Annotated in this window: 12 protein-coding genes; 4 read left to right on the forward strand and 8 right to left on the reverse strand. The window is 54.4% G+C overall.

Going from position 1 to position 14,107, the window contains the following annotated elements; all coding sequences use genetic code 11:
• Position 1: 1 nt before the first annotated feature.
• The 4 genes from OGV79_RS17000 to flhB all read right to left on the reverse strand — a co-directional run bounded on the left by OGV79_RS17000 (position 2) and on the right by flhB (position 5,461).
• The gene (locus tag OGV79_RS17000; RefSeq protein ID WP_286468737.1) at positions 2–1,585 is read right to left on the reverse strand and encodes an MFS transporter; all 1,584 of its coding nucleotides are present in this window, start codon (positions 1,583–1,585) and stop codon (positions 2–4) included.
• A gap of 261 nt (positions 1,586–1,846) precedes the next feature.
• Complete coding sequence (gene flhE / locus OGV79_RS17005) at positions 1,847–2,239, reverse strand: flagellar protein FlhE (protein WP_012131977.1); 393 nt, start codon at positions 2,237–2,239, stop codon at positions 1,847–1,849.
• A complete protein-coding gene (flhA, locus tag OGV79_RS17010; protein ID WP_012131976.1) occupies positions 2,239–4,317 on the reverse strand; it encodes a flagellar biosynthesis protein FlhA in 2,079 nt (692 codons plus the stop codon). The genes flhE and flhA overlap by 1 nt, the downstream gene beginning before the upstream one ends.
• A complete protein-coding gene (flhB, locus tag OGV79_RS17015; RefSeq protein WP_012131975.1) occupies positions 4,310–5,461 on the reverse strand; it encodes a flagellar biosynthesis protein FlhB in 1,152 nt (383 codons plus the stop codon). Before flhB ends, flhA begins: the two co-directional genes overlap by 8 nt.
• A gap of 509 nt (positions 5,462–5,970) precedes the next feature.
• Here flhB and OGV79_RS17020 point away from each other — a divergent pair.
• The 4 genes from OGV79_RS17020 to OGV79_RS17035 all read left to right on the forward strand — a co-directional run bounded on the left by OGV79_RS17020 (position 5,971) and on the right by OGV79_RS17035 (position 11,087).
• A complete protein-coding gene (locus tag OGV79_RS17020) occupies positions 5,971–6,546 on the forward strand; it encodes a fimbrial protein (RefSeq protein WP_286468738.1) in 576 nt (191 codons plus the stop codon).
• A 149-nt stretch (positions 6,547–6,695) separates the two neighbouring features.
• Positions 6,696–7,388, forward strand: coding sequence for a fimbrial biogenesis chaperone (locus OGV79_RS17025; RefSeq protein ID WP_110494123.1), 693 nt, complete (start codon positions 6,696–6,698; stop codon positions 7,386–7,388).
• Positions 7,389–7,396: 8 nt separating this feature from the next.
• Entirely contained in the window at positions 7,397–9,940 is a 2,544-nt protein-coding gene (locus OGV79_RS17030) for a fimbria/pilus outer membrane usher protein (protein ID WP_286468739.1), read from the forward strand.
• On the forward strand, positions 9,930–11,087 hold the full coding sequence (locus tag OGV79_RS17035) for a fimbrial protein (RefSeq protein WP_286468740.1): 1,158 nt from the start codon (positions 9,930–9,932) through the stop codon (positions 11,085–11,087). Before OGV79_RS17030 ends, OGV79_RS17035 begins: the two co-directional genes overlap by 11 nt.
• 44 nt (positions 11,088–11,131) lie before the next feature.
• Here the strand turns inward: OGV79_RS17035 and cheZ are convergent, their stop codons facing one another.
• From cheZ to cheR, 4 genes are read right to left on the reverse strand one after another with little or no spacing between them, the layout of a single operon-like run.
• The gene (cheZ, locus tag OGV79_RS17040; RefSeq protein ID WP_012131968.1) at positions 11,132–11,776 is read right to left on the reverse strand and encodes a protein phosphatase CheZ; all 645 of its coding nucleotides are present in this window, start codon (positions 11,774–11,776) and stop codon (positions 11,132–11,134) included.
• A 10-nt stretch (positions 11,777–11,786) separates the two neighbouring features.
• A complete protein-coding gene (gene cheY / locus OGV79_RS17045) occupies positions 11,787–12,176 on the reverse strand; it encodes a chemotaxis response regulator CheY (protein WP_012131967.1) in 390 nt (129 codons plus the stop codon).
• Positions 12,177–12,192: 16 nt separating this feature from the next.
• Positions 12,193–13,242, reverse strand: a complete 1,050-nt coding sequence (cheB, locus tag OGV79_RS17050) for a protein-glutamate methylesterase/protein glutamine deamidase (protein ID WP_012131966.1) — start codon at positions 13,240–13,242, stop codon at positions 12,193–12,195.
• Complete coding sequence (gene cheR, locus OGV79_RS17055) at positions 13,239–14,105, reverse strand: protein-glutamate O-methyltransferase CheR (RefSeq protein WP_047463139.1); 867 nt, start codon at positions 14,103–14,105, stop codon at positions 13,239–13,241. Before cheR ends, cheB begins: the two co-directional genes overlap by 4 nt.
• Positions 14,106–14,107 lie beyond the last annotated feature (2 nt).

The following is a 14,107-nucleotide window of genomic DNA, read 5'->3' on the forward strand; positions in this document are numbered from 1 at the left end:
CTTAACCTCTGTTCAATGTCGAATTCAGCGCAGCGCCCTGTTGAAGCGAAGGCGCCGCAGGTTTATTACGGTTCAGATAACCAATATTGTTGTTACCCCACAGTGATTCATACGGCATACCGGAGAGCATCTCGACGGTCGCACGCGCCTGCGGCGTGATGGCTTCCGGCATCACCCGGCCCGACTCACGCATTTTGGCGGTCTCTTTACGCAGGGTGCCGTGCGTTTGCAAATTCAGTTTGAAACGCAAAGAAACCAGGAAACCAAAGGCCAGCACGGACAGCGTGCCGCAGCTCAGAATCAGCAGAATGGTATGACTGACCGCTTCAGGCTGTATGCTCTGCCCTGAGACAAAACCAGACATCTGCATCACAATCCCGACCAGCATGACGGCCCCGGCCTGAGAGGCTTTACGGGTCAGCGTCATGATGCCCGCGAAGATCCCTTCCCGCCGTTGACCAGTAATCACCTCATCAACATCGGCAATATAGGTGTAGGTATTCCACGGCACATAGTTGATCCCGCCGCGACCAAGCCCCGCCAGCGCTGAGATCAGCAGCAGCAGCGAATAAACATCGCTTAAGCCCGCATAATAAAGAACGGCATAAGAGAGAGAACTCAGACCAAAGAGCACCACGACCATCCGGTATGACGGCGCGGGCCCGAAGCGAATGCACAGCGGGATCATGGCAATCACCGCAATGAACTGGAAGATAGCCATCGTACCGAGCAGATTCGACGCCAGTGAGGCTTCCTGCATCAGGACAAAAACAACATACCAGGTAAAGACGGCGTTAAAGACGTCCTGTGCGATATATCCCCCAAGATACATCCCCAGATGCTGGCGGAAAATCTTGATGCGCAGCGTCGAGCTCAGCTCAACAAACAAACGACTCATACTCTGGCTGAACGTCAGGCTTTTCTTCTCTTCTTCCGCGCGCAGCGCCGCCTCCGTCCACTCTTCGCGCGGGCGCTCCCAAGTAAAGAACCACACAAAAATCAGCATCAGCGCGCACAGCACCGAGAACACCAGGCTGGCATAGAAAAAAGAAACGGGGTTGTCTTTACCAAAGGCAGTCAGCAGGATACCCGGCAGGAACGAGGCCAGAATCGCAGACATCTGCGCCATTGAGATACGCGCCCCGGAGAACCGGGTCTTCTGTTTGAAGTCATCGGTCATTTCCGGCACCAGCGTCTCGTAAGGGACAAGAATCATGGTGTAGACAATGTCGAACAGCAGATAAGTCAGCAGGTAGTACCAGAATCCCATATCGCCAACCCACATGAGCGAGTAGCTAAAGACGCATGGAATACCAAGCAGAATAAAGAACTTACGACGGCCAAAACGTCTGCCGAACCAGGTCGAACCGAAGTTATCGGTCAGAAAGCCCATCAGCGGGCTGACGACCGCATCCAGAACCCTCGCGGCAGCGAATATGAATGTCGCCTCAATCGGCGTAAGGCCACAGAAGGTCGTGTAGAAATAGAGTAACCATGCGGCGGTTAATGCAGTGGTTCCTGCGCCCAGAAAATCGCCCGAACCATAGGCTAAATAATTCGCCAATCCAATTTTACGTGTTTTCATGCCGTTAACCCTGCAAATTGTTGGGAGCCCCCCGGCATATTGGCTTCGCCAAAGGGAGTTTTTACACGGCCACAGTAAAAGCTAACAGGAAGTGAAACCTTTTCATTTTTGCCACACCATCAGACGAGATGGCAAAAATACAAAGAGTCTGGCAACGCGCGTCACCGATTTATAAAACAGCGTTTCTATTGAATCAAAAGATGGGGTCAAAATTGTGAGGCAGCCAGCACGTTGTCTGCTGGCTGCTGTTGGCGCGGAGAGTTAACGATAGTTTACAATCACCTGATTACGCTGCACTTTTAATGCGGGAATCAGTCGCCCGCCGCCCGGCACCTCCCACACGAAGCGCAACGGTTCAGCGGCAGGCACATTCGCGAACCCGTGGGTGGTTCCGCTCTGTCCGTCCAGCTCCACGCAACGGGACTGTGAACACAAACGCGCCCGAAGCCCCGCCGGCGTCGGGCCATTCAGTTCATAGCGCCAGGCGACCAGCGTCATTAAGCCGGACACCGGCTGGCCTGACGACAATGGAGCAGACGACGCCGACACCCCACGATGGTTCAGGGTAATGCCGATACTGCTGGCCTGCCACGCCCCTTCTCCAGCGGCCTGTACCGCCAGCGGAAATAACAATAAACCGAGTAATTTACGCATTATTTCCCTCCAATTGTCGCCGTCATACGGATGTTGCGATTATCAGAAAGCTCCATGTTCGACAACACCACCAGTTGCGGCAAACTCCGGCGTAAAAAGCGCGACAGCAGCGGGCGTAGCGCGTGGTTCACCAGCAGAACCGGCGGCGCGCCCAGCATTTCCTGACGGGACAGCGCCTCCTGGGTTTGCGCCAGCAAGCGATCGGCCAGTCCCGGTTCGAGACCGCCACCGCCCTGTAACGCCTGCAACAGCAGGCGCTCCAGCGGAGTATCCAGACCAATCACCTGCACTTCGTCATTGCCCGGGAACCACTGCTGCGTAATCGCCCTGCCCAGCGCCACACGCACCACGGCGGTTAATTCATGCGGATCGCTCTGCAACGGCGCATGTTCCGCCAGCGTTTCCAGAATCGTGCGCATATCACGGATCGGCACTTTTTCATCCAGCAGGTTCTGCAACACTTTATGCAGGGTCGTGAGCGTTACAACGCCAGGCACCAAATCTTCCGTCAGCTTTGGCATCTCTTGTGATACGCGATCCAGCAGTTGCTGCGCTTCCTGACGACCAAACAACTCTGCGGCAAACTGACCAATCAAGTGGTTAAGATGCGTCGCCACGACGGTGCTGGCTTCCACCACGGTGAAGCCCTGAATCTGCGCCTGCTCTTTCAGCGCGCTTTCGATCCAGATGGCGTCCAGGCCAAAAGCGGGATCGACAGTCTGTTCGCCCGGCAGCGTTCCCGCCGCCGTGCCTGGGTTAATCGCCAGCCAGCGTCCCGGATAGGCGTCGCCGCTGCCAATTTCTACCCCTTTCATCAGAATGCGATAGCGCGCTGGCTGTAAGTCCATATTGTCGCGAATGTGTACCACTGGCGGCAGGAAGCCCATATCCTGGGCAAACTTTTTACGAATACTGCGGATTCGCCCGAGCAGTTCGCCGTCCTGCTGGAAATCCACCATCGGGATCAGGCGGTAGCCCACCTCCATGCCCAGCGAATCTTCAAGTTGTACATCGTTCCAGGTGGCTTCAACTACTGAATTATTTTCCGGCATCTTGACGGCCTGCGGCTCTGCCGGTGGTTTTTGTTCACGCCCGCGCAGCCACCAGGCAAGGCCCAATAGCGCCGCCGTAAACATCAGGAACACCAGGTTTGGCATCCCCGGCACCAGACCAAGCAGGCCGAGAACCGATGCGCTGAGCAGCATCACGCTCGGGTTGCTGAACAGTTGCCCCACCATCTGTTCGCCCACATCCTGGTCGGTGCTTACGCGGGTGACGATAACGCCCGCCGCCGTAGAGATCACCAGCGCCGGAATTTGCGCCACCAGGCCGTCGCCGATCGTCAGCAGGGTGTAACTTTCCGCCGCGTGCCCCATGTCCATCCCGTGTTGCAGAACCCCCACCAGCAGGCCGCCCACGATGTTAATGACCATGATTAAGATACCGGCGATGGCATCCCCGCGCACAAACTTACTCGCACCGTCCATTGACCCGTAGAAATCCGCTTCCTGCGTCACTTCAGCACGACGTTTTTTCGCTTCATCTTCGCCAATCAGACCAGCGTTCAGGTCGGCGTCGATCGCCATCTGTTTACCGGGCATCCCGTCCAGCACAAAACGCGCGCCCACTTCCGCGATACGCCCGGCGCCCTTGGTGATAACCATAAAGTTGATGATGACGAGAATGACGAACACCACGATACCGATCGCAAAGTTGCCGCCGACCAGGAAGTGACCAAACGCCTCGACCACTTTCCCCGCCGCCGCTGCGCCGGTATGCCCTTCCATCAGGATGATACGGGTTGACGCCACGTTCAGCGCCAGGCGCAACAGCGTGGTGAAAAGCAATATTGTCGGGAATGCGGCAAATTCCAGCGTGCGCTGGGTGAACATCGCCACCAACAGCACCATGATCGACAGCGCGATATTAAAGGTGAACAGCAGGTCGAGGATGAAGGCGGGCAGCGGCAGCACCATCATCGACAAAATCAGCAGGATGAGGATCGGCCCGGCAAGAATTTGCCATTGCGTGGATTTCAGGTTGCTGGGCAGGCGCAGCATCGCGACCAGATTAGCCATCAGTATTCTTCTCGTTCATAAAATCCAGTGCTTCAGGCACAGGAAGATTTTCAGGTTGTGGAGGACGTTGTCCACCGGCAAGACGCCAGCGTTTGAGCTGCCATACCCATGCCAGCACTTCTGCCACTGCGGCATAGAGCTGGCCGGGGATTTGCTGACCAATTTCAGCATGCCGATACAAGGCGCGCGCCAGCGGGGGCGCTTCTAAGGTCGGCACCCGATGTTCCGCGCCAATTTCGCGAATGCGCAGCGCCACCAGTCCCGCGCCTTTGGCGACCACTTTTGGCGCACTCATTTTGTTTTCGTCGTACTGCAACGCAACCGAGTAATGCGTCGGGTTAGTCACGATGACATCCGCTTTAGGCACATCTTCCATCATGCGCCGCTGCGCAGCCGCACGCTGCATCTGGCGAATTTTCCCTTTGATGTGCGGATCGCCTTCACTCTCTTTAAATTCATCGCGAATATCTTTACGCGACATCCGCAGTTTCTTCAGGTGGCTGAAGATCTGGAAGACGACGTCAAACGCCACCATAGGAATCACGCCCAGTACAACCAGAAGCGCGCACAGCCCGACTAAATCAAGCGCGTTGCCCATCGCCGTAACCGGAGATTCCGCCATCAGGCGCATCATCTCCGGCCAGTGATGCCAGAGATAAAATCCCGCCACGCTTCCCACCAGCGTCGATTTCAGGATTGCTTTCAGCAGTTCCGCGCCGGTCTGGGCGGAGAACATGCGTTTAATCCCCGATAGCGGATTCAGTTTTGAAAATTTGGGTTGCAGTGATTTACCGCTGAAAATCAGGCCGCCGAGCATGACCGGCGAGATCAGCGCGACCAGCACAACGCCGGTGATGAGCGGCAGCAACGCAATCATCGCCTCTTTAATCAGCAAAATAATCTGCCCGAGGATCAAATTGGGGTCGTTCACCATGCTGTGATCGAAACGCAGCCCAGCCGACAACATCCCCGCCAGGCGACGCGCCAGCGATTCACCGCCGATCCAGATAATGCAAACGCCCACCAGCAAAATCAGCAGTGAGGTCAACTCCTTCGATCGGGGGACTTGCCCTTCCTCCCGCGCTTTTTCAAGTCGGTGGGGTGTGGGGGCTTCTGTTTTGTCGTCGTCGCTCTCTTCTGCCACTGCATACGCCTGCTGCCATTACGTTGCATCGATCATGCCAGAACACGCCGCAGTCAATAGGCGGAATAGCCCCCATAACGCCCTCTTTTTGTCTTGTTTGTCAGCAAGCGGATTTTCTCTGCCGGTCAGGCGTCTTATTTTCGGAATAAGGGAAGTGGGTTCACATTTCATTGACATAAAATACAATGAACATTTATATAAACCTGTATTACGGAGGTTAATTTCGCCTTCTGACATCAAGATTAAAAAGCCTTTAAAATATATTAACTGGTTTTCATTTCTTCAATTTATCTTTTCACCAGAGAAAAAATACTTTATTACAATATTTATGCACAGAAAGCAGGCGACACTGACGGTATAATAGCCCTCATTGATTCACAGAATATATTTTAAATTCACACATATAGATATAATTTAATATTGACCCCGTTTTCTATTTGCAATAAATTCATCCCATCTGAAACTGAACAATTTCATATCATGGATATCACCGTTAAGGAACTACAGTTATGAACGCAAGAGGACATATTATATCAGGCGCACTGCTGGCACTGGCGTCAACGGGAATCTTCGCCGCCGAAATGGATGCCGGTACGATTCACTTTACAGGACAAATTATCGAACCCAGTTGTGAGATTCAGGGTGATGATGGAACGAACAGCATCGTGCCATTAGGTACTTACCCCACCTCGCTTTTTTCCACTCCAGGAACAGAATCAACGCTTGCCCCCTTTTCCATTGTATTAGTGGATTGCCCACTTAAAAGCGATGGTCTGCCCGCCATTCAGTTAACGTTTAACGGGACAACCGCCCTGACAGGTTCTTCGACATTACTGGATGTCAGTAAAATCACTACCGCCGGAGATACGGCAGCAACAGGGGTCGGTATTGCCGTTAGCCCGGAAAATAAAGACACGCAACTCATTACAATGGATGGTGGAGAAGGACAGGTGTTTATCGAATTACCCACTCTGACGGGCGACTCTGTTCAGGCGAATTTCAATGCCCGTTATAAATCATTCGCGCAAACCGTCACTGCGGGCCCGGCCGATGCGGACATGACCGTAAATATACTTTATCGTTAATAACCTGACTTTACTCATTGATAAAATCCATAGCATCTTCTGGCATTAACAGATTTATTTCAGGAAGGCGAATCTGATAATAGTCCGAAAATGGACCCGGACTATTATCTCCCCCGCTTTTATATGTCCACTTAATATAAGTTAAGGTTATGCGTACTGTATCTCAGGTTTTATTATGCCTCCCTGTAATATTAACATCATTTAGCCATGCCGCTGGAATTCAGGTTGGCCGCACGCGCATTATTTATGACGCAGGGAAAAAAGAGGTCGCCCTTCCGCTGGTCAATAAAGAGAAGGAACTGCCGTGGCTGATCCAGTCATGGTCTGATACCGGCGACGGTAAAACGCGTGGGCCTTTTATTGTCACGCCGCCACTGTTCCGTCTTGACCCGCAGAAAGAACAAAGCCTGCGTATTGCCTGGAATGGAACCGCGCTTCCCACAGACCGGGAATCCCTGTTCTACATGAATGTGCGCACAATTCCCGGCACGGCCAAAGAAGACGATGATAAAAACGTGTTGCGTCTGATTTACAAAACGCGTCTGAAATTGTTCTGGCGCCCGAAGGGCTTGCAAGGTACGCCCACCGAGACCTGCAAGAACCTGCATTTTGTTCGTCACGGCGAAATGTTAACGGTGGTCAATGAAGGCGCGTTTCACAGCATCTTTGACAGTCTGCTGCTCGGCAACACCAGACTTGAGAAAGCCGATATGGTCACTCCCAGGTCCAGCGTGCAAATCCCGGTGCCGAAAAGCGCCTCGGGAAACACCGTTAGCTGGCGTTGCATTACGGATTACGGCAACGCCTCTGACAAATATACTGTCACTCTGGCTCGGGATTAAACCACCTTATGGCTTTTGGCCCACCTCTTTTACGTCAGCGTCTCACCCCACTGGTGCGTTGCCTTGGCGGTATGTTGCTGGTCTCTTCCTGTGTCGCGAACGCGCGCGAGTATCGCTTTTCGCCTTCTGCGCTGGAGGGGAATATGCTGACGCAGCAGGATATCGATCTTTCCTTATTTTCTAAATCCAGTGCGCAATTGCCCGGCGTCTACGCTTCCCGGGTCATGATTAACGATGTGCGCCTGGATGATGCGGATATCACCTACCTCGGCACGCCTGGCGGCGAACTGACGCCGCAGCTCACGCCGGATATGCTAAGAAAATGGGGCGTGGCGGTCGATAAATATCCTGAATTAGCCGCACTCAATGCGGCGAAGCCACTGCCTGAACCGTTGAGCGCGTATATCCCGCAGGCGCTGGCAACGCTTGATTTCTCCGTTATGACGCTGCGCCTTAGCATCCCGCAGGCCGCCATTGCCGGCACGGGTAAAGGCTATATTGATCCGTCACGCTGGGATGACGGCGTCCCCGTCGCCTTTGTCGACTACGCCTTTTCCGGTTCACAAAACCAGGACGACACGCAAAACAACACCACTAACCAGTACCTGAATATGCGCAGCGGCGCCAATATCGGCGGCTGGCGGCTGCGCAATTACGCCACCTGGAGCGACACTGACGGCAGCCATCACTGGGAGACCATCAACACCTATTTGCAGCACGATATTGACGCCCTGAAAGCGCAGTTTACCGGGGGAGAAAGCAACACCCGGGGCGACGTTTTTGACAGTCTGCAATACCGTGGCGTCAATATCGCCTCTGATGAAGAGATGCTGCCTTACAGCCAGCGCGGCTACGCGCCGGTGATTCGCGGCATCGCCAGCTCCAACGCCGAAGTGTCGGTACGTCAGAACGGTTATCTCATCTATCAGCAAAATGTCGCGCCCGGCGCATTTGAAATTAACGACCTTTATTCCACGACCAACAGCGGCGATCTGGAAGTCACGGTAAAAGAGGCCGATGGCACAGAGCGCCACTTTACCCAGCCTTATTCCAGCGTCGCCGTGATGCAGCGTCCTGGGCATATGAAATATGAAGTTACTGCGGGTCGCTATCGCGCAGACAGCGGGAGCGAACAAAATGAACCGGACTTCGTGCAGGGTAGCCTCATTTATGGCCTGAACAATAGCGTCACGCTGTTCGGCGGCGTGACCGCCGCGCAGGATTATCAGGCGATGAACAGCGGGGCTGGCCTCTCCCTTGGCATCGTCGGGTCGCTTTCCGCCGATGTGACGCTGGCGAAAACCCGGCTTGATGATGACACTCAGCACACCGGCCAGTCTTATCGCCTGCTCTACTCCGGGAAAATTGACACCACGGAGACGAACTTTACGCTGGCCAGCTATCGCTACTCTACCCGTGGTTATTACAGTTTCGCCGACGCGAATCAAAAGTACGACGATCATGAAGATGATCTGCTGTTTCGCTTTAACAAACGCAACCGGATTCAGGCCAGCATAAGCCAGAACGTGTCCGGCGCCAGCCTTTACCTGAACGGTTATCAGCAGGATTACTGGGGCACCGCCTACAAAGAGCGCAGTATTTCGGCGGGCCTGAATACCACGATTAAAAATATCAGCGTCCACCTCGCTTATACCTACAGCAAAAGCAACGGCGAAGAGAGCGACCAGATGATCGCCTTCGGCTTCAGCGTGCCGTTAAGTCAGTGGCTACCGGGGGCCTGGAGCAGCTACAACATCAGCAATAACAAGCATGGCTACACCCAGCAAAATATCGGGTTAAACGGTACGCTGCTGGACGATGAACGCCTGAATTACGCCTTCCAGCAGAGCCATTCCAACCATGACGGCGCAGACACCAGCAGCGTATACGGTAGCTATCGCTCACAATATGCCAACCTCAATGCGGGTTACTACACCTCCTCTGACGATACGCAGCGCTTGAGTTACGGCGTCAGCGGTGCGATTGTCGCCCATCCACACGGCGTCACGCTGGCTCAGCCTTTAGGCAGTCAGTTTGCTATCGTCAACGCCAACGGCGCATCGGGCGTACGCTTCCAAAACCAGCGCGGCATTCAGACTGACTGGCAAGGCAACGCCATCATCCCGTCATTAAGCCCCTATCAGGAAAACCGGATTCGCGTCGACACCAGCAGCCTGCCGGAGGACGTTGATACCAGTGAAACCGCCGTGACGGTGATTCCTTCGCGCAATGCCGCCGTTTCCGCCGCTTTTGATGCGCATGTCGGTTATCGCACGCTCATAAAATTAACCCGCCCGAATGGCATGACGGTGCCTTTTGGCGCGATGGCGACGGTCGACGCCCTCGCCATCAGCGGCATCGTGGATGATACGGGCACGCTCTACCTGGCCGGGGTCGCCGACGACGTTCAGTTAAGCGTCAAATGGGGAAATTCACAGGATCAACAATGCACAGCCCACATCACGCTGAATAGCGAACACCACGCGGTCAGCCCGACCGGCATCCATTACCTCAGCGCGACTTGTCAGCAGGAACCGCAAAATGTTAAGTAAAATGGGAAAATACGCACGTCTTTCATTGTCCGCAGCAGGTCTTTGCCTGATGGCGTCCGCAACAGCCCAGGCCGCAACCATTCTGCGTGACTGCTTTACCGCGCCACAGTATTACAGCGTCACGTTCAGCAACGAAATCAACGCAAACGACAACACGGCCAACAATATTGTTAAATTTGATGAGCATATTGTCGGGAACGGCGTTGAAATGGAGGCAAACTGCACATGCCCTGGCAATCTGTTTGAATCAACGGCAATAATGGAATTGACGCTGGCCGGAAGCCCGCTTAATGCCGGTATCGCCGGGTACGGTTATCTGACTGAAAACATAGATATTGATGTTGCAGGTTATAGCGATGCCGTTAATTCTCTGGACGGTACCGGCCTGATTCAGATCAGCATTAACCAGTATCCGACGCCGGTGTCGTCGATGGGGAAAGTGATCGAGTCAATGAAACCCACCGAAGGTTCCGCCAGCGTCTGTAGCGACAGCACCCATCCTGGCGCGCCCGCCCCCGCGAAGCGAACGTTCAGATGGAATGTTATCGCCGCCACGTTTTATATCAAAAAGCCCATTCTCGGTATCGAAGTCATTCCCCCAACGATACTCGTGCAAAACTACGCCTGTCTCTATTTTGACTCAGGAAGCTGCGACGCTGGCAGCGCACAGCACGTATCAAATATCTGGCTGAGTGGCTCACTCTCTGCCCCGCTGAGCTGTACGATTAATGCCGGAAGCACCATTGAGGTTGATCTGGGGAAAATTGTGAGTAAACAGTTTGTCACCAGGGGTCAGCCTCCCGAAGGCTACGCCCTGAAAAACGTTGATATCTCTTACCACTGCGACGGCAACGCCGTGGGAAATACCGACAGAATCAAGCTAACGCTCAGCGCCGACCAGGGGGTTGTAGACAGCAGCGATCCCCTGATAGCCAAAATGCTCGGCAGAGACGACCTGGGAGTGAGAATCTTTAGTGAGGACAACCAAAATGTTGCGCTGGACGGCACCTTTGAATTTCCGGTGACGATGGATGAGCAAGGTAACGGCGCGGTACACATCAAAGCCGCACCGGTGAGCACGACCAGCGCAACGCCAGCGCCCGGCGAATTTGAGGGCAATGTGACGGTAAAAATGGATCTGCGCTAAACGCTCCTCAGGTTGTCGGCACAACCTGAGGATACCTTACCGCATCAGAACCCGAGGCTATCCAGCAGGTCATCCACCTGATCCTGGCTGGCGACAACGCCGGCTTTGGTGGTGTCGACCTGTGGGCCATTGAGCAGACTTTCATTCTCGCGTTTCGGACGTGAATTTTGCTCAGGGATGTTTTCCAGCAATACCATCAGCAGCTGACGCTCAATCTCCTGGATCACATCCATCATGCGCTTGATAACCTGACCGGTGAGATCCTGGAAATCTTGCGCCATCATGATGTCCAGCAGTTGCGCATTGGTGAAGCTGGTATGCCCCGGCACATCACCGAGGAATTTACGCGTATCCGTAACCAGTTCGCGGGCGTCGGCGAGTTCAATCGGGTTTTCGAACCACTCATCCCAGCGTTTGGTCAGCGCTTTTGCGCCCTTCTCCATTTCATCCTGGTGTGGCTGAGAGGCTTCAACGCTGTTCAGCGCACGTTCCGCCGCCTGCGCCGTCATCTGTACAACATAGTCCAGACGATCGCGCGCGTCAGGAATCGCTTCCGCCGCTTCTGCTATCGCCTGATCCAGCCCCAGTTCACGCAGGCTGTCACGCAGCATTCGGGTCAGACTGCCGATGCGCGCAATGATGTCCCCTGCTGAATGCTCATCAACAGGTTTAATTTGTGGTTGCATCATACTCAGACCCTCACATGCCCAGTTTCTCAAAGATTTTGTTGAGTTTCTCTTCCAGCGTCGCCGCAGTGAACGGTTTCACCACATAGCCGCTGGCACCCGCCTGCGCAGCCGCGATAATGTTCTCTTTCTTCGCTTCTGCGGTCACCATCAGCACCGGCAATGACGCCATTGCGCCATCAGCGCGAATCGTTTTCAGCAGTTCCAGACCGTCCATGTTGGGCATGTTCCAGTCAGAAATTACGAAGTCAAAGCCGCTTGCCTGCAATTTGTTCAGTGCGTCAACGCCATCTTCGGCCTCTTCGACGTTATTGAAACCCAGCTCTTTTAGCAGGTTGCGCACGATGCGACGCATGGTGGAAAAGTCATCCACAACCAGAAATCTGAGCTCTTTGTCCGCCATAAAAAAATACTCCTCGTTAAATACGTATTGCCTGTCCGGCACTGATTTTCGCCAGCATCTGCTGGCTTACCTGGCTAAGATCGACCACTTCGCTCACGCCACCCATATTGATGGCCTCGCGCGGCATGCCGAACACCACACAACTTGCTTCATTTTGCGCGATAGTCCAGGCGCCAGCCTGGTGCATCGCTAACATTCCGGCCGCGCCATCGTTGCCCATACCGGTAAGGATGACCCCTACCGCATTGCGCCCCGCATGTTTTGCGACCGAATGAAACAGCACATCCACTGACGGGCGATGGCGGTTAACCGGCGGCCCGTCATGAATTTTGATTTGATAGTTCGCCCCGCTGCGCGTCAGCTCCATATGCTTGTCGCCGGGGGCGATGTAGGCATGGCCTGGCAGCACGCGTTCGCCGTCTTCCGCCTCTTTCACGCTAATCTGGCAGAGCTTATTTAACCGCTCGGCAAACGAACGGGTAAAACCGGGCGGCATATGCTGGGTGATGATCACCGCCGGACTGGAAAGCGGCAGCGGTTGCAGCACATGACGTATGGCTTCGGTTCCCCCCGTAGAGGCGCCAATCGCGATCAGTTTTTCAGAACTGAGCAGCGGCCCCGCTTTTAGCGTCACAGGCGCAGCCATCGGCTTATGCGCCGCCAGGCGAGCGCGTGACGCGGTGCGGACTTTCTCTGCGATCATCTCGCTGTACGCCAGCATCCCTTCGCGAATGCCCAACTGGGGCTTGGTGACAAAATCAATCGCCCCCAGTTCCAGCGCGCGCAGCGTCACCTCTGAGCCTTTTCCGGTCAGAGAGGAGACCATAACCACCGGCATCGGACGCAGGCGCATCAGTTTCTCAAGGAAATCGAGACCGTCCATGCGCGGCATTTCCACATCCAGCGTCAGCACATCGGGGTTATATTTTTTGATTAAATCCCTGGCAACCAGCGGATCGGGCGCCGTCGCCACCATTTCCATATCGCTATGGCTGTTAATAATTTCGGTCATGATTTGGCGCATCAGCGCTGAATCGTCAACCGACAACACCCTGATTTTACTCATGCTTTGTCCTTACTTAGCGCATACACCGTCTGTCCGCGCAGGCTAAAGTCGCGCACGAGGTTGCTAAAGTTTTCTGAGTGACCCGCAAACAGCAGTCCGTCAGGCTTAAGGAGTGGAACAAAACGACGCAGAATGTCCTGCTGCGTTGTTTTATCAAAATAGATCATGACGTTACGGCAAAATATCGCGTCGAATGGCCCGGGAACGTTGTACTGTTTATCCAGCAGGTTGAGGGTGGAAAACTCAACGTAATTAGCCAGTTCCTGTCGCACGCGCACCAGCCCTTCATGCGGGCCTGTACCGCGCATGAAATAACGCTGCAACTGTTGTGGCGACAGCGTTTTCAACTCGTCCTGACGGTAAATCCCGCTTCTCGCCTTTTCCAGCACTTCGGTGTCGATATCGCTGGCGAAAACTTTCCAGCGCCCCGGCGCCATCCCTAAGGCATCCGCCAGCGTAATGGCGATGCTGTAGGGTTCCTCTCCGGTAGAGGCCGCCGCGCTCCACACACGGTATTCCCCGTTGCGGCGACGCGCGTGATCCGCCAGTACCGGGAAGTGATGCGCTTCACGGAAGAAGGCCGTCAGGTTAGTGGTCAATGAGTTAATAAAAGCCTGCCACTCAGCGCTGTTCTGGTTGGCTTCCAGCATGCTGAGGTAACGGCCGAAATCATCCAGCCCCAGCGTTCTCAGGCGACGGACCAGGCGGTTGTAAACCATATCCCGCTTGTGGTCCGCCAGCACGATTCCCGCGCGCTGGTAGATTAATTGACATATCCGACGAAAATGCGCGTCAGACAGCGCGAGGCGCTGTGTCATCTGTAACAATAATGACGTTTGCCCGGTGGGCAGCGATGATGTCATAG

The sequence above is a fragment of the Citrobacter sp. CK185 genome, assembly GCF_030333565.1.
GTDB classification, from domain to species: domain Bacteria; phylum Pseudomonadota; class Gammaproteobacteria; order Enterobacterales; family Enterobacteriaceae; genus Citrobacter_B; species Citrobacter_B koseri.

Bases quoted from the DNA above. Each gene is read 5' to 3' on its own strand.
- OGV79_RS17000 (WP_286468737.1), bottom strand. From the start codon at position 1,585: ATGAAAACACGTAAAATTGGATTGGCGAATTATTTAGCCTATGGTTCG.
- flhE (WP_012131977.1), bottom strand. From the start codon at position 2,239: ATGCGTAAATTACTCGGTTTATTGTTATTTCCGCTGGCGGTACAGGCC.
- flhA (WP_012131976.1), bottom strand. From the start codon at position 4,317: ATGGCTAATCTGGTCGCGATGCTGCGCCTGCCCAGCAACCTGAAATCC.
- OGV79_RS17020 (WP_286468738.1), top strand. From the start codon at position 5,971: ATGAACGCAAGAGGACATATTATATCAGGCGCACTGCTGGCACTGGCG.
- OGV79_RS17025 (WP_110494123.1), top strand. From the start codon at position 6,696: ATGCGTACTGTATCTCAGGTTTTATTATGCCTCCCTGTAATATTAACA.
- OGV79_RS17030 (WP_286468739.1), top strand. From the start codon at position 7,397: ATGGCTTTTGGCCCACCTCTTTTACGTCAGCGTCTCACCCCACTGGTG.
- OGV79_RS17035 (WP_286468740.1), top strand. From the start codon at position 9,930: ATGTTAAGTAAAATGGGAAAATACGCACGTCTTTCATTGTCCGCAGCA.
- cheZ (WP_012131968.1), bottom strand. From the start codon at position 11,776: ATGATGCAACCACAAATTAAACCTGTTGATGAGCATTCAGCAGGGGAC.
- cheY (WP_012131967.1), bottom strand. From the start codon at position 12,176: ATGGCGGACAAAGAGCTCAGATTTCTGGTTGTGGATGACTTTTCCACC.
- cheB (WP_012131966.1), bottom strand. From the start codon at position 13,242: ATGAGTAAAATCAGGGTGTTGTCGGTTGACGATTCAGCGCTGATGCGC.
- cheR (WP_047463139.1), bottom strand. From the start codon at position 14,105: ATGACATCATCGCTGCCCACCGGGCAAACGTCATTATTGTTACAGATG.